General features: G+C 64.8%; 21 protein-coding genes. All 21 read right to left on the bottom strand.

Annotated elements, in window-relative coordinates:
* Positions 1-24 precede the first annotated feature (24 nt).
* Positions 25-777, bottom strand: a complete 753-nt coding sequence (locus L0U81_RS20405; protein WP_233805324.1) for a DotU family type IV/VI secretion system protein — start codon at positions 775-777, stop codon at positions 25-27.
* A 22-nt stretch (positions 778-799) separates the two neighbouring features.
* Positions 800-2,131, bottom strand: coding sequence for a type VI secretion system baseplate subunit TssK (gene tssK, locus L0U81_RS20400; RefSeq protein ID WP_233805323.1), 1,332 nt, complete (start codon positions 2,129-2,131; stop codon positions 800-802).
* Between the two features lie 78 nt (positions 2,132-2,209).
* Positions 2,210-2,758 carry a hypothetical protein gene (locus L0U81_RS20395; protein ID WP_233805322.1) on the bottom strand — a complete coding sequence of 183 codons (549 nt, stop codon included), beginning with the start codon at positions 2,756-2,758 and terminating at the stop codon, positions 2,210-2,212.
* A complete protein-coding gene (locus L0U81_RS20390) occupies positions 2,755-4,173 on the bottom strand; it encodes a dicarboxylate/amino acid:cation symporter (RefSeq protein ID WP_233805321.1) in 1,419 nt (472 codons plus the stop codon). Before L0U81_RS20390 ends, L0U81_RS20395 begins: the two co-directional genes overlap by 4 nt.
* Entirely contained in the window at positions 4,170-4,880 is a 711-nt protein-coding gene (locus tag L0U81_RS20385) for an aspartate/glutamate racemase family protein (protein ID WP_233805320.1), read from the bottom strand. The genes L0U81_RS20390 and L0U81_RS20385 overlap by 4 nt, the downstream gene beginning before the upstream one ends.
* 9 nt (positions 4,881-4,889) lie before the next feature.
* A complete protein-coding gene (locus tag L0U81_RS20380) occupies positions 4,890-6,164 on the bottom strand; it encodes a dicarboxylate/amino acid:cation symporter (protein WP_233805319.1) in 1,275 nt (424 codons plus the stop codon).
* A gap of 23 nt (positions 6,165-6,187) precedes the next feature.
* Positions 6,188-7,132, bottom strand: a complete 945-nt coding sequence (locus L0U81_RS20375) for an ABC transporter substrate-binding protein (protein ID WP_233807867.1) — start codon at positions 7,130-7,132, stop codon at positions 6,188-6,190.
* Positions 7,133-7,152: 20 nt separating this feature from the next.
* Positions 7,153-7,332 (bottom strand): hypothetical protein, encoded by a 180-nt coding sequence (locus L0U81_RS20370; protein WP_233805318.1) that lies wholly within the window; start codon positions 7,330-7,332, stop codon positions 7,153-7,155.
* Between the two features lie 12 nt (positions 7,333-7,344).
* Positions 7,345-7,731, bottom strand: a complete 387-nt coding sequence (locus tag L0U81_RS20365; protein WP_233805317.1) for a DUF4280 domain-containing protein — start codon at positions 7,729-7,731, stop codon at positions 7,345-7,347.
* 1 nt (position 7,732) lies between these two features.
* Positions 7,733-8,449 carry a toxin-antitoxin system YwqK family antitoxin gene (locus L0U81_RS20360; RefSeq protein WP_233805316.1) on the bottom strand — a complete coding sequence of 239 codons (717 nt, stop codon included), beginning with the start codon at positions 8,447-8,449 and terminating at the stop codon, positions 7,733-7,735.
* An 8-nt stretch (positions 8,450-8,457) separates the two neighbouring features.
* Positions 8,458-10,362 (bottom strand): type VI secretion system Vgr family protein, encoded by a 1,905-nt coding sequence (locus L0U81_RS20355; RefSeq protein WP_233805315.1) that lies wholly within the window; start codon positions 10,360-10,362, stop codon positions 8,458-8,460.
* A gap of 1 nt (position 10,363) precedes the next feature.
* Positions 10,364-13,090, bottom strand: a complete 2,727-nt coding sequence (tssH, locus tag L0U81_RS20350) for a type VI secretion system ATPase TssH (protein WP_233805314.1) — start codon at positions 13,088-13,090, stop codon at positions 10,364-10,366.
* A gap of 13 nt (positions 13,091-13,103) precedes the next feature.
* Positions 13,104-14,201, bottom strand: a complete 1,098-nt coding sequence (tssG, locus tag L0U81_RS20345; protein WP_233805313.1) for a type VI secretion system baseplate subunit TssG — start codon at positions 14,199-14,201, stop codon at positions 13,104-13,106.
* Positions 14,156-15,916, bottom strand: coding sequence for a type VI secretion system baseplate subunit TssF (gene tssF, locus L0U81_RS20340; RefSeq protein WP_233805312.1), 1,761 nt, complete (start codon positions 15,914-15,916; stop codon positions 14,156-14,158). The genes tssG and tssF overlap by 46 nt, the downstream gene beginning before the upstream one ends.
* 1 nt (position 15,917) lies before the next feature.
* On the bottom strand, positions 15,918-16,403 hold the full coding sequence (gene tssE / locus L0U81_RS20335) for a type VI secretion system baseplate subunit TssE (RefSeq protein ID WP_233805311.1): 486 nt from the start codon (positions 16,401-16,403) through the stop codon (positions 15,918-15,920).
* A gap of 32 nt (positions 16,404-16,435) precedes the next feature.
* Positions 16,436-16,927 (bottom strand): Hcp family type VI secretion system effector, encoded by a 492-nt coding sequence (locus L0U81_RS20330; protein WP_233805310.1) that lies wholly within the window; start codon positions 16,925-16,927, stop codon positions 16,436-16,438.
* A gap of 67 nt (positions 16,928-16,994) precedes the next feature.
* A complete protein-coding gene (gene tssC, locus L0U81_RS20325) occupies positions 16,995-18,491 on the bottom strand; it encodes a type VI secretion system contractile sheath large subunit (RefSeq protein ID WP_233805309.1) in 1,497 nt (498 codons plus the stop codon).
* 52 nt (positions 18,492-18,543) lie between these two features.
* Positions 18,544-19,080, bottom strand: coding sequence for a type VI secretion system contractile sheath small subunit (tssB, locus tag L0U81_RS20320; protein WP_233805308.1), 537 nt, complete (start codon positions 19,078-19,080; stop codon positions 18,544-18,546).
* A 424-nt stretch (positions 19,081-19,504) separates the two neighbouring features.
* Entirely contained in the window at positions 19,505-19,630 is a 126-nt protein-coding gene (locus tag L0U81_RS33570) for a hypothetical protein (protein WP_267957147.1), read from the bottom strand.
* Positions 19,631-19,707: 77 nt separating this feature from the next.
* Complete coding sequence (locus L0U81_RS20315) at positions 19,708-21,651, bottom strand: sensor histidine kinase (RefSeq protein WP_233805307.1); 1,944 nt, start codon at positions 21,649-21,651, stop codon at positions 19,708-19,710.
* A gap of 275 nt (positions 21,652-21,926) precedes the next feature.
* Entirely contained in the window at positions 21,927-22,493 is a 567-nt protein-coding gene (locus tag L0U81_RS20310) for a helix-turn-helix domain-containing protein (RefSeq protein ID WP_233805306.1), read from the bottom strand.
* Positions 22,494-22,755 lie beyond the last annotated feature (262 nt).

Genomic DNA, 22,755 nt, shown 5'->3' with positions numbered 1-22,755 from the left:
CGAATTTCAATTTGCGTATCGGGCTCATGAGCTCACCCTTTCCACCATGTCGCCGTGCAGCGCCTGGCGCACCGGCCACGACTGCCAAAGCCACAGCAGCTCCGAAACTGCGAGCAGCGCAACAGCCGCGAGCAGGGCCATCACGGTCCAGCGGCTCACCGCGCGCAGCTTGCGCGGCGCGATGTGCGAGATCGTATTGGCGTAAGCGGCTTGCGCCAGCAGGCGGTCGCGCCCGCCCAGGTCGGCGCGCCGCTGATAGATGAATTCGTAGAGCTCCTCGCGCAAGCTACGCAACTGCGCGCCGGCGTCCACGCCGCGAAAGCGCCCCTGAAACCCCATCGCGAGCGCGAACAGAAACAGCCGTGCAATGTCGCGGCGCGACGGCTCTCGATCCGACAGTAGCTGTTCGATCTTGCGAAACACGAGGTCGCCGGCGACGTTCGTTCGATACAGCGTCGATTCGAGCAGGTAGCCCGTCCAGCATTCGCGGCCGATCCACGGCGTATTGAGCAGCAGCTCGTCGGCGAGCACCGCTTTCAGATAGCGTGCGTCGGCGAGGTTCTCGATATCGAAGCGCGTGCTGTCGCGGCGGGACTGCAAGGTCTGGATTTCCAGCAGATTCAGCAGATGGCGGCTGACCCGCTGCGCCGCGAGTTCCGGCGTCGCGTCGGGCTCCTCGGAAAAGCGCCGTTGGGCTCTCACCAGTTCATCGACAAAGAGGCGAAACTGCACCATGACGATGTCGTTCTCTTCAAGTTCAAATGCGTTGCGTGCCATGTCAGGTCGTTTTCATTGGTGATCAGCCCTTCACGAACAGCAGCATTTCCTGCGGCCGCTGCACACTCGCACTCTCGTTCAGATTGCCGATCACGAGCGTCTCGCTTGCGCGCACGAGCACGGAGTCGGCGTCGATCTCGAACAGCAGATAACCTGACCCGGAGCGCAGGCCCAGTTCCTCCGCGTGGTCGACGACTCGCCGCTGCGCCCCGAGCACCCGGCGGTTGCGCAGCGACGGATAGACCGATTGCGAACCGGCGGTCGCACCCTCCATCCACGCCCGCAGGTCGCGGTCCGACTGCCCCCGCAGCCCGACCACCAGCCGCTCGCCCACCCAGTCCGGCTGCAGGGCGATCTCGAACGCGCCGTGGCGGAATTCGAATTTGCGCTCGCGGTAACCTTCGCTCACCTCGGAGATCGCATCGCGCAGCGCCCGCAGCAGCGGCGTGAATACGGCGAGGGGATCGGCATGGTCGTAGTCGGGCGGCACGGGCGCGAGACCGGCGGGCATCAGCATGCTCAGCGAGCCGCTCAGCGAGGCGAGCGCCAGGTACAGCGCGAGCGGATGCAGATGCGGGGTGCGCAGCACGGCTTCGGCAAGCGGCAGCGCGGTAAGCAGGCTGCGCAGCCGGTCCTTCAGTTCGAGTTGCGTGAGCCGGTCTTCGATTTTCGACGACGGAATCGTGGTCTGCCTGGCGACGAATGCCGCCTTGCCGCGCAATTGCCCGAGCATTACGGAAACGGCCGTCCATAGCGGATTGTCACGGGCGATTTCGAGCAGCGGCGGCAAGCGCTCGCCCAGCCGCACCACCTCGTTGTCCCGGTACACCGAGCCGAGCCGCAGCGAGACATGCATCGCCGACGGCAATTCCCCCGCTGCGAGCGCAAGCTCGGGAATGAGGCGCGGGATATCGGCGAGCGGCGCCTGCGACACTTCGTCGGCGACCGGCGCGCCGGCCGTCGAACGGAAGCGGCGTATCTCGCTGTCGTGACGCATCGATGCGGCGACGGGGAGCGTCAGATAGAAATCGATCGGCCCGTTCGCCAGCTGCTCCGCGAACGGCTCGAGCGACAACTCGAGCCGCCCGTGCTGGCTCGACTCCGCCGAATACGATACGGCCGTGCCGTCGGGCATGATCGCGTCGAGCGCCAGCACGCGCAGCACGCCGGCAGGCAGCAGCCCCTGGTCGAAGACGAGGCGGCGCACGCCCCAGCTAAACGGTGCCGCGGCCAGCGTCTGCCAGGCGACGAGCGAATCGACGCGCGCATTCATCAACTGGAAATGCTGCGGGGCAAGCAGCATGCCCTCGAACCATTCGACGCGGTCGACAACCGGTTGGACGCCCTCACTCATGGCCGTTGCTCCGCGGAGATAAGGACGCACGCGGCAACGCGGCGCAAGTGCAGGGATCGATAAGATGCTGATATAGGTTCATTTCACAGCCGAAACTGAAAAAGTGTTGTCGTCGAGCTGCACGGCAAGCCGGCCGCTGAACTGTTCGATCCGCACGCGGTGCGCGCCGGGACTCGCATAGTTGGCAAAGATGAAGGCCGCTGCCACGCGCGGACGATCGAAGGTGTCGCCGGGAACATCGCGAAGCTGGCCGGGCACGAATTCCCAGCTCCGATATTGGATGCTCTTCGGATACGCGCTGACGAGATCGGCGCGTCCGGCAAACCATTTCGACGCGGGCAGTTCCGCGATTCGCGCAAGCATCGCGTCGTCGGTGACGAACACGACGTCGACGGCGACAGGGCTGTTGTTGTTCACGTCGTCGCTGGCGCTGAAGGTCAACGCGTCCCACTTCACCTTGTCGCCCTTGAAGGTCAAGATGGACGGCATCGCGCATCCCGCCAGGACCGTTGCAATACAGGCGCTCAGGCACCAGGCCGCGAGCTTGCGCGCGATGTCCGCCATGCCCGTGCGGCCCCTGACCGGCGCACCGGCCGCGTGATTCAATGCGTGTCGGCAATTCGTCATTTCGCGCCTACTCCAATACCCATCAGTACGATCAGCAACCCCACCGTCACGACGCAGCCCGTTGCCAGTGCCAGTTGCATGCGGTTGAACGCAAAGCGCAACACCGCATCCGGGCCCGGCGCGGCCTGCGCCTCCGGCGCCGAGACGCGCTCCGTGGGCAGTCCCGCGGAAACGAGTGCCACCACAGTGCAGACCGAGAGCAAGCTGAGCAGGTTGCGCGGCCCTTCGCAGATCAGGTCGATCGCCACGAACAGCACGCCGGCCGCCTCGACGGGCAGTTGCAGAGTCGACAGCACGATGCCCGCGTAGCCGACTCCTGCCACACCGCTCTGCCCTGCCGAAACGAATGCCGCGAACGTCGATGCCGCCGCGACCATGGCGATGTCGCCTGCGTCCAGCGGCCGGCCATAGAGATTCGCCACGAACACGGTCGCCAGCGCGAAATAGAGCGCGGAGCCGGCGCGCACGAACACGGCGCCGAACGGCACCACCAGTTCCGCCACGCCGCGGCTGAAGCCGAGCCGTGTGCTCATGGCCTCGATCGTGTGCGGAATCGGCGCCGTCGCGCTGCCCGATGTCAGGCCGACGAGCATAGGTGCTTTCAACAGGGTCATCGCGCGTGCGAGCGGCACGCCCGCGCGCGCCGCGATGGCCGCGATCGCCACGCAGGACAGCATCAATGCGCAGAGCACGAACCACAGCAGAAACCCGCTCATTGCGCCGAGCGTCGCCCCGCTCGTTTGTTCCGCCACATGCGCGGCGCTGCCGAACACGAGCACGGGCAGCAGCAGATTCGCATGCTCGATGATCGTCTCGAAGGTCCGGTAGATACTCTCGAACACGCTGTTCAACAGCCGGGTCTGAGCGCTCGACAGCGCGGCGAACGCCATGCCGAACAGGATCGTGCAGGTCAGGATGCCGAGCCCGCGGCCGTCGGCGAGGACGCGATAAAAGTTGTCGGGGGCCACGTCGCGCAACGAGATCGCGGACAGCGTCCGGCCAGACCCCGATGCGCCGAGCAGCGGCATGCGCAGGTCTTCCGCATCGCTCGAACTGCTCAACACCACCTGTCCCAACTGGGCGCGCGCGCCGTCCGCAAGATGGGCGCCCGGGGCCGCGGAGAAACCCACCAGCGCGCCGCACACCGCGCACAGCGCGACCAGCGCGAGCGCCAGCGACAGCATCGAGCCGATCCGCAGTTCGGGTTGCGCCAGCGCCATCAGTTGCCGCAGCCCGAAGAACATCGCCACGACCAGCAGCGGCACGGCAGCCATGTTGACGAGGGCAAGGTAGATCTGCCCCACGACGTAGGCGGCCACGCCCGCCGGGCGCACCAACGTGCCCGCCACGATGCCCAGCCCGAGGAACAGGAGCAGCCCGAGGGTGCTGTTCGAAAGACGCTTCAGTGCCTTCATCGGTGTGCGTTCCAGCCACGGGAAAGACCGTATGACACCGTCGCGCGCGCCAGTTCGAGCGTGCTGTCCACGAGCGTCATGGGCGGCGCCTTCAGGTGGCGCGCCGCCAGCGGAATTTCCGTGCAGCCCATGACGGCGGCCTCGGCGCCGCGCGCGGCAAGATCGTGCAATGCCGCCGAGAGATGTTCCGCGGAGCCGATGAGATCGCCCGCCTTCACCGCATGGATGCAGGTGTCGAGGCGCTGCTGGGTGCCTTCGTCCGGCGCCACGGGAACGATGTCGTGCGCGGCGAGGATGCGCTGGTAGAGCCCCGAGTGAAGCGTGCCGCCCGTCGCGAGCACAGCGACGCAGCGCGTGCCCGGCGGCACGGCGGCAACACAGGTTTCGGCGATATGCAGAATCGGCGCACTGCTGCGCGCATGCATCGCGTCGTACCAGTAGTGCGCCGAATTGCACGGCACGGCGATCAGTTCGACGCCGTTCCGGTTGAGCATGTCGATACCGTCGAGCAGCGCCGGCAGCGGGTCTTCGCCGGTCCCGAGCAGCGCGTTCGAACGATCGGGGATATGCGGCAGATTGGCCACGAGCAGCGGCAGATGCTGCTGGTCGCGCAGTGCCCCCATGGCGCTCGTCAACTGGATGACCCGCTCCATGAAGTCGACGGTCGCAAGCGGTCCCATGCCGCCCAGAATGCCGATCAGTGCCATGCCGTTCTCCTAGATCTTGAGCGGACGCGGACAGATCACCGACACCGCCGCTGTATTGCCGATGACGAGGATCAGCGTGCGCAACATGTCGCACAGCGGATCGACCGCGAGGAACAGGATGAAAGCCGCTTCGAAGGGCAGACTCAGATAGGCGCAGGTCATGCCGATCAGCGAAACCGTGACGAGCCCGGTCATGCCTGCGGAAGCGAATCCGGCGAGCACCGATGCGAACAGCACGGTGCAAACCTCGACGACACCGAGCGAATGGCCGTACAACTGGGCAATGAAAAACGTGGCGCACACGTAGTAGACCATCGGACCAATGCGCAGCAACGAGATGGTCAGCGGCACCATCAGCTCGACCCTGGCGCGCGGAAAGCCCAGCCGCTCGACCATGCTTTCGATCATGCTCGGCATGCATGCGGCGCTGTTGCGCGTCGCGAGCGCAAGCGCGAAAGGCACGCGCAGCGCCGTGAGCGTCGCGCCGAGCGGCCGGCCCGAACGTTTCCAGATGACGACAGCCGCCAGCGACAGCAGCACGACGGAGGCAACGAAGAAAGCAATGACGAATTGCAGCATCGCGTGCAGCGGCCCCATGCCCGATTTGCCGAGCTGCGCCGCGCTCATGCAGAACAGGATCAGGGGCAAGGGATAGCTGAGCCAGTGCATCAGCTTCTGGCAGGCGTGATAGATCGTCTCCAACGCCTGGCTCAGGCCGACGGAAATCCGCTCCGGCACCCGGCCGACTGCGAGCCCGAACAGCAGTGCGAATACGAGAGCTTTCAACGCATCGCCGTTGGCGAGCGCGGCGAAGATGTTGGTCGGCACAAGACTCGTCAGCACGTCGACCAGGCTCACGCCTTTCTCGACCGTGTCCGTGCCGTAGAGATTCATCACCACTTCGTTCGAAGTCGAATCGTGGCCGACCATCAGCCCGAACGTCTGCATGGTCGAGCTCGGCAGATCGATGCCCGGGCGCAAGACGAGCAGCACCAGCGCACCGACGAAGGCGACCGTCGCCGAGGCGCCGAGAAACACCATCACGACGCGCAGCATCAAGCGCGCCGTGCCGCCTTCGCGGAACAGGCGTTGCAGGCTGAAGATCACGGCCGAGACCATGAACGGCAGCGTGGTCATCTTCAGCAGATTGACGTAGATGTCGCCGATCACGGTTAATCTCTGCGCCATCTCGGGCAACAGCAGACCGAATACCCCCCCGAGCGCGAGACTGCCGATCACCACCCACGGGTTCACGGCCCACGCATAGATCCTGCTGGAATTCATTGTTGCTTCCCCGACTGTTCCGATTAGTTGTTTGAAGCCTGTAGCAAGGTCGTTACATCGATCTTTTGGCTGCGTTCGGCGAGAAACTGATTGACGAAGGCGAGCAAGGTCGGCGCGCCGACGTTCACGCCGATCGCGATCGGGTCGTCGAGGTCCTCCAGGGTCACGACGCGTAGCCGCAGCGAAGCGGTCGGGTCACGCTTGAGCACGTGCTTGACTTCGAATTCGTCACGATAGGCCGCCGGCACGTCCCCGGCATCGAGCGCCTTGAGCAAAGCCTCCCAGCTCGGATAGGGCACCACCTTCGCCTGCGGGAAGTTGCTCTCGACGTAGGTGGCATACGACGAATTCCGGACCACGCCGAGCGTGCCGTCGTAGGCGCGGATGACGTCGGGCACCTCGCGGCCGTGCGCGAGCATCGCGAACTTCACGCGGTTCAGCAGCAGCGCACGATGCAGCCGGATATACGGCACGCTGAAGCTGATCACCTGAGCCCGCGACAGCGTTCGCGAGAGCTTGCTGATCGCCAGATCGGCCTGCCCGCTCGCGAGCAGATTCACGACGCCGTCGTAGGTTTTCGCATCGCGGTTGAAGCGCACCTTGACGCCGAGCTTTGCCGCGATTTCCCTGGCGATATCGATGTCGACGCCGCTCAACTGGCCGTCGTGCTCTTCGAAGAATGGAGGCTGGTCGACACCCATCACTGCGACGACGAGTTCGCCCCGGCTCGCGATGCGCGCAAACTCGGGGGCGAGAAGCCGGCCGTCGGGCATCTGCATGAGGCCCGTCGAAGTGGCCAACGGTGCGCTTGCGATAGGTGCGCTCGCCGCGGCCGGGGCGGCCTGGGTCACCGCGAACGCCGGCACGCCTGCCAGCAGGATGATCGCGCCGCCGAGCAGCGCGGCCAGCCTGCGCCATGCGCTGCGCAGCGTATGCGCGGAAACAGGAGTTGAAAACGCGAGGAGCATGTCAGATGGCAGTTTCAATTTCAATTGGTTGAGGAAACCGGCGCCGGCTGTGACGCAGGCAGCACCGCGGGCGCCTTCGCAGGCGCCACGTAGCGCACGCCGATCTCGATCCCGAGCAGGAACAGCAGTACGCACAGCGCCATCGCGCAGCCAAGCACGATGGTCACCATGCGCGCGGTCATCGAAAAAACGTATTGCATGACGGATATTCCTCAGGAAACCATAGTGGTGAACTGCGCCGGCGCCAGGATCGAGATGACCCCGCCCCATGCGCACATCAGCTTCGAAGCGTTCTGCAAGGCCGGCATCGCGCCGATCAGGACCGTCGGCGAGCCCGGCAGCCACGGCGCCATCGTCATCGGCACGCAGGGCATCGGCGTCAGGACGCCGAGCGCCGCTGCCGTCGCCGCCGCCACCATCGGATTCGCGACGCACGAGCAGACGCCGAACGGCGGCACGTTGACCATCGGCATGTGATCCATGATCGTTGCGGCGGGCGTACCCGCGAGGACGCGGTTGGTGGGCAGCACGTTCAATACCGCGGGCGCGGCGCCGAAAGTGCACTGCATCGTCGATCCGGTCGTTACCAGAAAGCTCATGTCAGCCCTTCACCCATTTTTCAAGCTGCCTGGCGAGGCGCTGTCCGCCCGTCGCCGGGTCTTGCTGCGGCGGGGGCGCGGCCACCTTGCGGGCTGCGCCAAGCGGCTTGCCGCTCTCGTAGGCGCGCTCCTCGCTCACACGGCCGTCGGCACCGTAGCGCCGCAACGTGCCGTGCAGCAGGCCGCCCTTGTAGGGTGAGGTCTGCACGAGCTTGCCGTCGCCCGTGTAGTCGCGCGTCTCTCCTTCGAGCACCCCTTTGCTGTAAGGCGCGCGTCGAACGACGACCCCGTCGTGCAGATGCAATGCTTCGCCTGTCAGCTTGCCGGCCTCGTAGGTGAACCGCGAGGTCGCCAGTCCCGACAGCGCATACGACACGGACGTCCCGTGCAGCACCCCGTGCGCGTAGTGCTGGCGCAAGGCGACGCGGCCGTCCTCCCACGTCGTCATCGCGCCGTGAAGCTGCCCCGCCACGTAGTTGGCCTCCAGAAGAAGCGCGCCAGTTGCCTCGAAAGTGCGCGCCACGCCCGACAACGCACCGTGCTCGTAGTGCGCCTCCAGGACGGGTACGGCGCCCGCGCCGTACATGACCACCTGTCCGTGCGCTACGCCGTCGAGCATCGGCGTGCGGCTCACCAGTTGCCCTGCCGCATCGCGCGTCTCGACGACCATCGCGTGCGCGGACGCGGAAGGTTCGGCAGTGGGTGGTAGCGTGCTCATCTCTTGCCTCAGTTGAGCTTGACGATTGCGCCCTTGAGCGCGAGCATCGTGCCGCCATCGATCGTCTGCATCGCCGACGCCTTGCTTTGCACCTGCAACGCCTCGTTGCTGAGCGTGGTGCCGGCCTTGTTGGCGAGCGTGGTGCCTGCCTGGTTCTGGAGCGACGTGCCTGCCTTGATGCTGATCGAGCCGGTCACGTCGATGACGAGATTGCCGCTCACCTTCAGCGTGTAGTTGCCGCTGACCTTTTGCACAAACGCCGCGTGATTCGTGTGGGTTTCGTCGCCGGTCACGTCGACCGAGCGCGTGCCTTTCACCCTGTGCGTCTCGTTGCCCTTCTGCACGTCGACGGTGCGATCGCCCTTTTTGACGACATGCGTTTCGGCCCCCGCAAGCACCGTCGTGGACAGCGCGTTTTCGACGGCGATATTCAGATCCTTCTGCGCGTGGAAATACAGCTCCTCGCTATTGAGCTTGTCGTCCATGCGGATTTCATTGCCGGCGGTGCCGCCTTTCGACGAACGCGAGCGCATCACGCTTTGCGTCTGCGACGCAGGCAGGCCGACGGGCAACGTACCCTGGCGGTTGTAGACGCTGCCGGTCACGAGCGGCCGGTCGGGATCGCCGTCGACGTAGCTCACGACCACCTCCTGGCCCACGCGCGGCAGCACCAGATGTCCCCAGCCGTTACCCGCCGCGACCTGCGCCACGCGCACCCAGCAAGAGCTGTTTTCGTTGGCGCCGGCCGAACGGTCCCAGTGGAACTTCAGCTTGATGCGGCCGTATGCGTCGGTCCAGATTTCCTCGCCCGACGAACCAGTGACGATCGCCGTGTGCGTGCCGGCCACCATCGGCTTCGGCGTCACGAGCGGCGGGCGGAATGCGACCGAAGCCGGGATCACGTCGAAGCTGTTGTCATAGCGATCGTTGTTCGACGCGCTGTGCGACACCGCGCAGATCACATAGGACGCGTTGAAGGCCGCATTCGCGTGGCCGCCCAGCGTGAAACTCGCGCCTGCGGTGAGCGTGCAGATTCCGCTGCTGGCGCGGCCCGTGCGCTGCCCCAGTTGATGTGCCGCGAGCCGCAGCTTCGCCGTGCGCGTGCCGTCCGCAGCCTTCGCATAGCCGCCGGGAAAGGTATAACGCGTTCCGCTCGCCGGCCCGCTGCCGGCTGCGGAATTGGCCGTCAGCAGCGCAGCCTTCGTGTAGTCGTAGTCGGCGACGATCTGCTCGGCTTCAACGAGCCCCGTCGTCATCTCGAAGGCGTCGACCCGGTCGACGTGACGATGCGCGACCGAATCGCTGGAGTACCAGAGGTGCGAGTCGGTCTTGCCCGGCTTGTGCGCGGCGGTGCTGTCGCCGAGCACCATCGTGTGCACGCCGTCGGCGAACGTGAAGAAGTAGAAGATGCCTTCCTCTTCCATCAGCCGCGAGATGAACTGCAACGCGCTTTCGTCGTATTGCACGCAGTATTCGCGCACGGCGTAGGTGCCTTTCACGCGCAGTTCGATTGCGATGCCGAACTTCTGCAGCACCTGCTCGACGATGTCGAGCGCACTCAGGTTCTGATAGATCGCCCGGTCGCTCCCGAGCCCGAGCAGCCATAGACGCGGCGCGAGTTCGGCGGTATAGAAGCCATGCTGCGCATCCGTGCCGATCTGCGCAAAGCGGGTGACGATGCCATGGAGATAGCGCTTCGTGCCCGACGGCACCTGCAGCGTCACGGTCGCATTCTTGCCGACGATCGCCTGCGCATCGAGCGCGCGGTTCGTCGAACGCATGCGCAGATCGAAGTGAAACGGCGCCGAAATCGCTTCGCGTCCGCCCAGCCCGTCGAGCAGCAGGACGTCCTTGCCGAACGGCGTGCTGATCGAAAGCAGACAGCCTGCCTGCGTCGCGTTGGCGGCTTGCACGTCAGTTCTCCTCGCGAGCCACGAAACGGAAGCAGACGGCGCCGTCCTGCGCGAAATCGAGCTGCACCCCGCCGAACGGCTTCGCCATCGACATGCGTTCGAGCACTTCGCGCGCCAGCTCAGGCAACACGTATTGCGTGAGGATGTGATCGACGTTGCGCGCCCCGCTGTCCACTTCCTTGCAGCGCTCGGCGATGACCTGCGCAAAGCGGTCGTCCCACATCAGTTGCGCATGATGGTTGCGCGCAAAGCGCTCGGCGAGCCGCTTGAGCTTCAGGTTCACGATCGCCGTGATCTGCGCATCGCCGAGGTGGTAGTAAGGCACCAGCACCATGCGGCCAAGAAACGCCGGGCTGAACTGCTTGAGCAGCGCGGGCCGCAGACGCGCGATCAGCTCCTCGGGAGGCGGACGGCGGCCGCCCTGGCACGCTTCCGTGATGACGTCCTGCGCCGCGTTCGAGGTCAGCAGGATCAGCGTGTTCCTGAAGTCGATCGAGATGCCCTCGCCGTCTTCCATCACGCCTTTGTCGAACACCTGGAAGAACAGTTCGAGCACGTCGGGATGGGCCTTCTCCATTTCATCGAGCAGCACGACACTGTACGGACGCCGCCGCACGGCTTCCGTCAGCACGCCGCCGCGGCCATAGCCGACGTAGCCCGGGGGCGCGCCCTTCAGTCCGGAGACGCTGTGCGCCTCCTGGAATTCGGACATGTTCACGGTAATCATGTTGCGCTCGCCGCCGTACAGCATGTCGGCCAGCGCGGCGGCCGTCTCGGTCTTGCCTACGCCGCTCGGGCCGACCAGCAGAAACACGCCGACGGGCTTGCCTGGATCGTCGAGATCCGCGCGAAACGTGCGCACGCGCCGCGCGATTGCATCGAGCGCTTCATCCTGGCCGACCACGCGCGCCGCGAGCTTTTCGTGCAGGTAGAGCACCGTGTGGAGTTCGTCGGCGAGCATGTCGCCGACGGGAATTCCCGTCCAGCCTGAAATCACCTTGGCGACCACGGTCGAATCGACGCACACGGGCACCATCGGCTCATCGCTGCGCACGGCTTCCAGGCCCATTTCGAGGCGCCGGAGATTGGCGGCCAGCGACTCGCTGTCCTCTTCGTCGCCGACGGCCTGGGTCTCGCCAGGCGGGCTCTCAGTCAGCGTGCGCGCGATCTTGCGCCGCCACGACAGAATCTCGTCGACGACGCGCTTCTCGGTCACCAGCTTCTCGTTCAGGCGCGTGCGATGCGCGCGCTGTTCGTCGAGCTGACGGACGAGTGCCGCGATGGCATCCGCGCGCTCGGCCCCCGTGGCCGCTTCGTGACGCAGGATCCGCAACTGGTTTTCCGCGGAGTCGATCGCGCGGCCCAGCGCTTCGATCTCTTCCGGCACGCCGTTCTGGCCGAGCGCCACGCGCGCGCAGGCCGTATCGAGCACGCTGACGGCCTTGTCCGGCAACTGCCTGCCCGAGATGTAGCGATGCGACAGCTTCACGGCGTCGCGTACCGCCTCGTCGAGAATCTCCACGCCGTGATGCGCCTCGAGCTTAGCCACCATGCCGCGCAGCATTTCAATGGCGACAGGCTCGCTCGGCTCTTCGACCTTCACGACCTGGAAGCGTCGCGCGAGAGCGGGATCGCGCTCGACATACTTCTTGTATTCAGCCCAGGTCGTAGCGGCAATCGTGCGCAGTTCGCCGCGCGCCAGCGCGGGCTTGAGCAGATTCGCCGCATCGCCCTGGCCTTCGCTGCCGCCCGCGCCGATCAGCTGATGGGCCTCGTCGATGAACAGAATCACGGGGACAGGCGACGCTTTCACTTCCGCAATCACCGATTTCAGCCGGTTCTCGAACTCGCCCTTGACCCCGGCGCCCGCCTGAAGCAAGGCAAGATCGAGCGAGCGCACGGAGACATTGGCGAGCGCAGGCGGCACTTCGCCCGACGCCACGCGCTGCGCGAAACCTTCGACGATCGCGGTTTTGCCGACGCCGGCCTCCCCCGTCAGGATCGGGTTGTTCTGACGGCGCCGCAGCAGCACGTCGATCAACTGACGGATCTCCGCATCGCGTCCGCAGATCGGATCGCTCGCGCCTTCGCGCGCGAGTGCGGTCATGTCCACTGTGTACTGGGCGAGTGCGGAAGAACGGCCGCCGCTGTTCGCAGTCATGGCCGGCATCGCCTGCATCGTCTGAGAGACGCCGCCCGCCGGCGCGGTTGCGGCGCCCGGGACGGCGGTTTGCGGCGCCGCCCCGCCGCCGTCTTCGGACGAGTTCACCACCAGCGCCGGCAGCGCGTCGCGCAGCGCGGCACGCGGAATCTTCAGCAAGGCCGGCGCCGAGTCGAGCAGCAGCCCGCGCAGGCTATCCAGTTCGAGCAGCGCCAGCACGATCGTGCCCGAGCGGATCTGCTGCTCGCCGAGCAGCATCGAACTGAGCAGCCACGACTCCTGGAACAGCGGCGAAAAATTCGGCGATAGTGCGGGCGTCCGGCCATTGCCGCGCTTGAACTGATCGACCGCCTTTTGCAGCGAATCCGTGACGTCAGCGGCCGAAATGCTGAAGCGCCCGAGAATCGCGCGCAGATCGGGCGCGTCCGATTCGAGCAGTTGCAGCAGCAGATGCTCGACGTCCACGTTGTAGTGCGTCTGCCGTACGCACAGTTGCGCGGCCTGCTCCATTGCGTGTTTGCATGCCGGGTTCAGGCGGCTCAACAGCGTGCGGATATCGATGTCCATGTCGTATTGATCTTTATGATGGTCGCAACGCGGCTCGTGTGACGCGGGCCTCACCCGCGCGCATCGCGAACCTCACGGGCGCGGGCTTCGACGAGGGCGCACCGCCCTCGTCCGCCGACGCCGCCAGCCACGAAGTCCAGCCCAGCCGCAAGCCGGGCGCGCCCACCGCGCAGCGTTCGCGCCGCGCGGCGGGATAGAGGACGAACTCCACGTCGAAGTCCTGCTGCAGGTGGCACCGCACGAGCCACGCTGCCAGCCGGTGCATCTCGCCGCCCGGGAGCAGCGCGGCGAACTGTTCTGCGGGCACATCGAGAAACTCGATGCGCACGCCGGCGGCCTGGTCCCAGCTCCGCCGTCCGAGCACGGCAAGGCCGCCGGTCCGCAATGCGCACTGGCCCGCCTGCGAGCGTCCAAGCCGCAGGCTGTCGCGCGCGTCGACGTCGCGCCAGCCGCCTACGAACTGCGTGCCTCGCACACGCACCCCGAGGCGGTCCGACAACAGCGCGAGTAGCCCCGTCATCGAGCGCGAGCCATTGGCAAAGAGTCCCGCATGCCGCAGCCACAGGCGCGCATCGTCCGGTCCGCGCTTGCCGTCGTGCAGGCCGAGGCTGCCGAGCGCATCGAGGCTCGTCGCGAGCGGCGCCTCGCCGGGCGCGCGCGCGGCGAGCCCCAACGCGTGCTTCTGGCGGCTGCGATAGAAGAACGACAGAAAGCGGTGATTGAAGATGTCGAGCAGATCGGCCATTGCCGGCTCACGGGCCGCACGCCGTTCCAGCAGCATCTCGGTAAAAGCGAGCGGAAGCGGCCCGCCGATGCCCGCCAGCGTCATCACGGGCGTACTCACCGTGTAGGTCTCGCGCGCCGCGTGTTCGTCGCTCGACGCGTGGCGGTCCACCGCGTGAATGTCGCTTGCCTGGAACGCCAGCGAGACGAAGCCCCGCAGACGTACCGCCTCATTCGCGCCGTCCCCGCGACCGAGCCCCGTCGCCCACGGCTGCGCGCACTCGAGCAGATGAATGGCCTGGAACAGGTCGAAACCGTGAGGCCGCGGAAGAAGCCGGGCAATCAAAGCAACTGCTGGCAACCGGTCATCGGCTCCCATCGCTTCCATGTCTCGTCTCCCCGGCGCACCACGAGCCGTACGAATGAATTGACCGACGTATACATGGCGAAGAAGCGCGCCAGTACCGCGCCCATCAGCAACGGCGATCCCCCGACGAACGCCTCGGCATCGAACTCGACGCTGACCTCCGTGCCGCCGCAGAATCCGCGCCACGCCTGCCTGCCCACATGCGCGGTGACGTTGCGCGCAGCGACACTGACGAGGCCGCGAATCTGCTCCTGCTCCCGTGTGCCGTCCGAGGCGAACAGGCGCAACATCTCCTGCAGCTCGCGTTTGCCCGTCGCACCGTTCACGAGCGAGTGATAGTTGCGCGTCAGCAGCGACACGAGACGCCACAGCGCCTCGCTCCCGAGCGGCGGGTTGCGCTGGGCGGTCGGTTCGTAGAGGCAGCGCACGCGCACGTTCTGCGATACCCGCTCGACCAGCATGCGCGCGCCCACGGGCACATGCTCGGCGAGCCGCCGGTTGGTGCAGAGCGCGTTGACGTACACCACCGGCGTATCGGACCGGCTGGCCGCGTCGCCATCGATGAAACTGATCCACGTGTCGACACCCGGCACGTTGCCGCGCAAGCTGTGCTCGCGGCGCGCCGACCAGAACATCGCCGCGTCGCCGGCACCCGCCGGATCGAAACGATCGGCGGCCGTGAAGCACGGCACGCTCGTTGCGCGATCCGTGACGGGATCGGATGCGCTCACCGATACGATCGAATGGATCTCGGTAATGGCTTGCCGCTTCTGATCGGCGACCAGCAGATATTCGTAATTGCGCCGGTCGACCACGATCGGCTCGCTGGTCTGCGTGAACAGATTGACGATCGGCACACATCCGAGCTGGAAATGCCGGGCGTTGAGCATGCCGAGCCCGCGCGGCATGCGGTCGAGCTGCAGCACGACTTCGCAGGTCCGCCCGGTGCCGCACGATCCCGCCGGCAACATCAGATCGAAGAAATGAAACTTGCGCGGAAAGGCGAAGTATTCCTGCATCAGCCCGTAAGCGGGATGCGCATGCGGCGGCTGCGGCAACACGCTGTCCTCGTCCGCGTAGCCCACCTCACGCAACGCGGACGGTCCCAGCCTCACGACCGGCCTCTGTGCGGCGTGCACGGCAACACCCGTGACCGACGAGACGAGCAGTTCGTAAAGCGGCATCGTCACCATCCAGTCACCGCACAAATGGAAGCGCAACTGCGTGAGTTCGAGCTCGGAGAAATCGACGCCCGGCTCGCATTCGAGCTTCAGGCGCAGCGTCGCATCTTCGCTGAATCCCGCGTGCGAGATCTTCAACGGCCACAACACCGTGTCCCATGCCGTGCGGAAGCGGCACGCGTCGCCGGCTTCCGTGCGCGCGGAGAGACTCGTGTGGCGCGGTACGCGAAACCCCGACGTCACCTTGCCCTGGGACGTGTCGAGCTCGAACTGCGCGACCGTCATCGACGGAATGGCCTGCACGAGCGAAGGACAGACGTTGTCGAGCAGGGCGCCCGCGATCTGTGGGAAGGTCTGATCGAGATCGCGATGCACGCGCGCGGCGAGAAACGCCGTCGCCTCGATCAAGCGCTCGGTATGCGGATCGAGCGACTCAGTGCCGTGCAGCGCGAGCCTTGCCGCGATCTTCGGATAACGCTGCGCGAACAAGGCACCCTGGTTTCGCAGATAGCCGAGCTCGCGCTTGTAGTACTGAAGGATGTCGTCGGGCGCCATGTCAGGCACGCTCCGTCCAGCGCGCATCGACGGCATCGCGACTGACCGTCTCGAGCTCGAACGACACATGCTCGACCGAGGGGCCGGCATTCAGGCGTCCGCCAATGGTCAGCACCGCATACGGCTCACGCTCTGGCGGGAGGGAAAACGACACTTTCACGTCGACGAGACGCGGCTCGAAGAGCGTGATCGCGTGGCCGACGGCGGCGGCGATCGCATCGCGATCCTCGCCCGAACGCAGCGAGCGCTCCGAAAAATCCGGCACGCCGTAATCGATGACCGTCCCATCGCTGTGCGCGAACGCCTCCATCGTCAGATGCGAGCGCGTGTTGAGCAGACGCATCAGCTCGCGCGCGATCGATTGACGAAGCGAATCCTCTTCGGGCAGCGAAGCATCGGCGTCGTTCACCAAGCGCTCGAACAGCGGTACCGGATAGCGATGAGTCATGGTCGGCAGGTCGTAAAGGCAGATCGACGGGCGGCTCATGCGCCGCCCGTCGCGTCACGGGCGATGTCGCGTCACGTCTTCGGCGTCGCCGCCTTGTTCGTCGACAGATCCCAGCCGAACGACGCGTTGCCCTTCTTCGTCGAGTCGGTTTTCTGCTGCGTGTATTGCGACGTGATCTGCGAGAAGTTGATCGACAGCGCATCCATCATTTCCGAACCGCCGCCGCTCGTGCTCACATTGGCGATCATCGCGTTGCTGAGGACGTACTTCATCTGCAGCATGAACTTGCCGCCCTCGTTACGGCCGATCGAGATCGTGGCATCGCCGAGCTTGGTGCCTGCCGCGCAGGCGCTGTAGAGCGCAGGCGTCGATTGGTCCGTGATCTTGCTGACCTGCACTTCGGAAAACGTCGGACGACCCAGCGTACGTTCCGTGTTCGCCGTGTCGCGGCCCATCGGCATCGACACGCCGTGGGAGAACGACATGAGTTGAATTCCGTCGGCGAAGCCGTCGATCAACGCATTGCCTTTGATATCCTTGAATTTCAGAATGATCGTATCCATGACTGACCTTGATATTGAAATTTACGGCATACGTAACGATGTGCGGCGCGAGGCCGCACATCGCGCATCAGGCTGCGGCTTCCGGGAGATCCGCCACCAGACGGATCGAAGCTGTCAGCTCCTCCATCTGGAAGTGCGGCTTCAGGAAACAGGTCGCGCGATAGGCGCCCGGCTTGCCCGGCACCTCGGTGACGTCCACCCGCGCTTCGCCCAGCGGATAACGGGCCTTCTGCGCCTGCGATGCCGAGGGATTGATCAGCACGTAGTCGGCGATCCAGTTGTTCAGGTAGTTCTCGATATCGGCGCGGGTCTGGAAGCTGCCGACCTTGTCGCGCATGATGACCTTGATGTAATGCGCGAAGCGTGACGCCGCCAGCACGAACGGCAGGCGTGCCGACAGTTGCGCATTGGCGTTGGCCGCATCCTTGTTGTAGAGCGTCGGCTTGTTCACCGTCTGGCCGCCGAAAAACGCGGCGTAGTTCGAGCCCTTGGAATTCACGAGCGCGATAAAGCCCAGGTCGCTCAATTCCTTCTCGCGGCGATCCGTGATCGTCACTTCCGTCGGGCACTTGAGCGCGACATCGCCCTCATTCGTCTTGTAGGCGTGCGCGGCGATACCGTCCACCTTGCCGCCGCCTTCCACGCCGCGGATCGCGGTCGCCCAGCTGTATTTCGCGAAGGCATCGGTGATGCGCAGACCGAGCTGGTAGGCAGAATTCGCCCACAGATACTTGCTGTGATCGGTGCCGTCGACGTCCTCTTCAAAATTGAACGACTCGATGGGCTTCGTCCTGGCGCCATACGGCAGACGCGCGGCGTAGCTCGGCAGGACCAGCGAGACATAGCGGGAATCTTCGGAATCCCGGAAGCCGCGCCAGGTGGCCAATTCAGCGCTCTCGAAGATTTTCGACAGATCGCGCGTGACGCCCAGGTCGGTGTACGACTTGATGTCGAACAGGCTGGGCGCCGCCGCCGCGACGAACGGCGCGTGCGCTGCCGCGGCCACGCGGGAGATGCGCTCCAGCAGCGCGATATCCTGCGGATGACGGCCGAACGTGTAGTCGCCGATCAGCAGCGAATACGGATGACCGCCGAACGTGCCGTACTCTTCCTCATAGACCTTCTTGAACAGCACGCTCATGTCGTGGTCGACAGCCGACTCGAGGTCCTTGAGCAGGTCCTTCTTCGAGACGTTGAGCAAACGCAGTTTGAGGTTGGTGCCCGTCTCGGTGCCGTACACCATATCGTGCAGACCGCTCCACGACGCTTCGAGCGCCTGGAATTCGGAGTCGTGCATGATCGCATTCATCTGGTCGGTCAACAGGCGGTCGATTTCGGCGACACGCTCGTGGATCATGTCCACGACGCTCTTGTCCGGGCTCGTGCGCATGCCTTCGTCGAGAATCTGCGATGCGAGCTGGCCGATCAGCTTCCTGGCGTAGACGCCTTGCGAAGGCTCCACGGCCATGTTGCCTTCCTGAACGATACGATCGAGCAGGCTCAGCGCGCCTTCCTGCGTATTCGTCGCGGCTGCTGCGCCTTCGACGGCGGAATTCGTTTCCATCTGGATCACCCTTGGGGAGTTCGTTGCGTCTGCGACGCGGAGATTGTTTGCGTCAGGCCGACGGCGTGTCTTCGGCCGCCGGTGCTGCCGGCGCGTCACTTGCGTGCGCCTGGGTATGCACCTTCTTCAACTCTTCGGCATCCAGAACAATGCGTTCGAGGATCGAATCGAGTTCGTCGTTGCCGTCCAGCTTCGCGAGCAGGTCGCGCAATTGCTGGCGTGCTTCTACGAGCTTCGCGAGACGCGGCACCTGGAGCACCAGGTTGTCCGGATGGAAGTCCGCGAACTGGTTGAAATTCAGCTCGACCTTCAGATTGCCTTCGCCCTTCATCGTGTCCGGCACGCTCAGGTCGAGGCGCGGCGCGACCTTGCCCATGATTTCGTCGAAGTTGTCCCGGTCGATTTCGACGAAACGGCGCTCCTTGAGCTTGGGCAGCGGCTCAGCCGGCTGCCCCGACAGATCGGCCATCAGGCCCACCACCATCGGCAATTCACGCTTTTCAATGGCGTCTCCCAGCTCGACGTCATAGGTGATCTGAACACGCGGCGGCCGATTGCGCCCGACCCAATTCTGCAAACTATCTGACATGAACCCCTCCGAGAAAAACCCGTGTGTGTGGACAATCCGTCACCCGCGGCGAGCTGCCGCGAGCACCAAGAAAGAGAATGGGGATTGCAACGACGCCCCGCTGATGACCGTCTGGTCTCAACCGATATGGGGGTCGATAGGTAGCATCCCTAACGGCAAGGCCGTCGGGATTCGTGTGGATTGTTCGTGAATTATGACTGCCGTACCTGAGCTGATCGGCAGCCGTTTCCCCGTGCAACGCATATGGTGTATTTCCCCGTGTACTGCTTATCTTGGAATTGATCGGAGTATATCGACGGGGGCCGATCTCATCTGTCGCACAAAAGGACTACAGCGACCTGGGGCTGCCCGACGGCTCGCGGATTGAAATGTCACACGGCAGTCAACTGGGCGTGTTTGCAGGCCGGCGTCGTGCTCGCCGCCGTCAGATCCAGTAGATGTCACCTTTAGCCAATATCGCCGGTACATGGCTTTCGGCCACGCGCTGAAGCTCTTGCAGCGTCTCATCGACGAAGCCCGGCTTCACATGCGGAATCAGCAGACCAAACACGCCGGCAGCATCGGCACGAAGCGCAGCGGCGACAAGCGATCGGCGACGAGCACTAGCTCCGCCGCAAGGCGAGCACCCTAAACGGCTCGCGGCTCGCGCCTCAACGGCAGCCAGAGCGTGAAGCGCGTCCCCCCCGGTCCCGATGCCCAGGCAACGACGCCGTCGATGGCCTGGGCCCGGCGCTGCTGGTTGGAGAGGCCGCGTCCTTTGCCGGCGGCCAGCGCGCGCTGCACGTCGAAGCCCTGCCCGTTGTCCTCCACGATGACCAGCACGCCGTCCGCCTGCGCCGCCGTGCCTACCCGGATCTGATTGGCGCGTGTGTGATGCAGGATGTTGGCGATGCTCTCCTGCACGATGCGCAGGATTTGCAGCGCGCTCGAAGGGTCGAGCCACGACAGGGTCGGCAGTTTCCGTACGTCCCAGCGCAAGACGACGCCCGTGCCTTCCAGGCGCGGTTCCAGCCGGAAGCGCAGGGTGGCCAGTAACAGCAGCAAGTCGGCCTCGACCGGCTCCATCGAATCGATGGTCAACTTCAGGTCGTCCAGGCAGCTCTTGAGAACGTGCGAGACGTCGGCGTCGCTCAACGCCCCCTGCTCCGCCGAGCGAATCGCGCTGATCAGGGACGCACCGAGACCGTCGTGCATGTCCTGCATCAGGCGCTGCCGTTCGTTGCTGATCGTTTGCTGCCGCTCCGCTTCACGAAGCCGCTGATGGCTGAGTTCGAGTTCGGCTTCGCGCTCTTTCAGGCGTTGAGCAAGGTTCACGTTGGCACGCTCGACTTCGACGATAGCGTTGACGTAGCGCCGGTACATCAGGGTGCCGAAAATACCGAACGTGATGGCGTTGGTGTAGGCCCCGAAATAAAAGCCTTCCGGGCTGACGAAGTTGTTCTGCAGCAGCCAGTCGGACACGCCCAGCAAAGTGCAGACACCTACTCCGAGCGCCACCAGCGTCGCTTCTTCGGAACGGTGCCAGGCATGGATGCCCCCCACCACTCCGACGCTCGCGCCCATCAGCGCGGCGATCGGATAGATCAGCGGAGTGACTTTGGGCGTGTTGGGCACCACCGCCAGCACCGGCAGCGTCAGCACGCCAATCAGGCCGGTCACCCCGACCAGTGCGCGCGTGAACCATATGAGCGGGCGGCCATGCAATTGACGCAGGAAGAAGTGCACGACGATGACGAGCCACAACAGGGAGTTGACCGTCAGCCAGGCGAACCAGTCGTTAGCGACCGGCAAGTCCACGTAGAAGTGCAGGCTGCGCAGGAATGAGGTGACCGCGAGGTTGAAGAACAGCAGGTAGGCCGTCTCGTTGCGACGCTGGAACCACACGAATAGCGCAAACACGCCAACTGCCAGAAACGCCGCGCTGAGTACTGCAGGCAGTTGCTGCTGCAGCCATTGGCGCGTGTTGTAGCGCCCCTTCAGCGCCTCAACGGAACCGAGCCACAGCGAGGACACGGCCACCTGGGTTGCCTGGGAGTGCTCGAGGCGGATGAGTATCTCGCTCACCGGCGCGTCGCCGGGATGCCTGTGCAGCACGACCCACAGCGGCGTACGGGTGCTGTTCCACAGTGGACCTTGTTCTTGCGCCTGGTGCACCAATTGGCCGTTGACATAGACCGCGATGGTGCCGTCCGTCTTGATGCGTATGCCATATAGCGCCAGGCGAGCGGAACGTGTGGGCAATCCGTGCACGGACAGCCTGAGCCAGGTGGTGCGGCTGCCCCTGGACGTCGCTTTTGCACTACCGGCCTGGCGCGCCAGAGCGATGGACCGGGCGAGAGGCAGCGCGACACGCTGCCAGGTATCCGGCAATGACGAGCTGTCCAGCGTGGGCGGCGGCTCGCTGAAACCTGGCACATCGTCGACCTGCCAGTCGGCTTGTGTCAGGTGCAGGCTGGCGGCCGGCGTCTCCTCGCTGCCGGCTTGCGAATAGAAGATGCCCACAATGAACAGCAGCGCCACGGAAAAGACGAACACCGCATGGGCGGCGAGCGGCGTGGGGCGATATCTCAAGCCGCCCCCTTGCCTGGGCCGGCCCGAACGACCCAGCTCGACGCATCGACGAGGCCAGGATCGTCCTCGACATCGATGGGGATCGGTTCCGGACCTGTGTTCATGGGGTGCATTTCGCTGACATTGTACGGACGGGCTACGATGCGCGGGCATCGTACTATGTGTTATCGGCATGAGGTTCTGACTTTTTACGGTGGGCCAGTCGGGTCATGCCGGAATTGCCAGCCTCACCTGTTGTCAGCCCCCTTCTTGTCAAACCCTTTCTGCAGGAATCTCTAAAACAGCCTGGGCGTACCGACCCAGACGAGTACCGTCTCCTCGTCGCCCGTATTGGCCCATGCGTGAGGAACCGTGGACTCGTAATGCGCGGTATCCCCCGCCTGCAGATCAAAAGTCGTTCCCTGCAGCGTGAGCGCAATCTGCCCGCTGATCACATACAGAAACTCTTCACCGGCGTGCGTCGTGACTTCGGAGCGTTGCTGGCCGGCCGGCATCCGGACCAGAATGGCGTCCAGCTTCCTGTCCATCGACAGGTTGGTGAGCCATCCAAACTGGTTAGCCGAATCGGCAAACCCGAAGAACTTCCGCTCTTCGACTCTGCATACCGGGCGGGCTTCAGCCGGCGTGTCGACGAAGTACTCCAACGTGGCACCCAACGCCTGCGCAATGCCGGCCAACGACGTAAGCGATGGGGTTGCGCGAGCGCGCTCCACCTGCGACAGAAAGGGTTTCGAAATACCCGCCGCTGTCGCCGTCTCATCGAGCGTGAGCTTCAGCCTCTGGCGCAGGGAGCGGATTCTGTTTCCCAAGGCTAGTGCGGTGTCTTCGTTCTCAGCTTTCATGGCAGTCAGGCCGACCCTAAGGATCTGTATTACCAGGAAACCGCTGGATACGGACAACGCACTGATGCATGCCTGGCCGTCCCCAAACGGACGAGGCTGGTTCACGGAGGGAGACAACTTCGCCCCGTCGGATCAGAACAGCCGGCGCAGGCGCACGGCGCAGCCGTTTCCCGGTCGTGCCATGCGCGCGGTGCACCGTTTCCCCGTAGCGCGTTTTTTAAAATTGGGCCGAGTGTATTGATGCGGACTGGATACGTCTGTC

This window comes from Paraburkholderia sp. HP33-1 (assembly GCF_021390595.1).
GTDB lineage: Bacteria > Pseudomonadota > Gammaproteobacteria > Burkholderiales > Burkholderiaceae > Paraburkholderia.
Note: the sequence above shows the minus strand (reverse complement) of the source record. Positions and strands in the feature narration are given on the sequence as shown.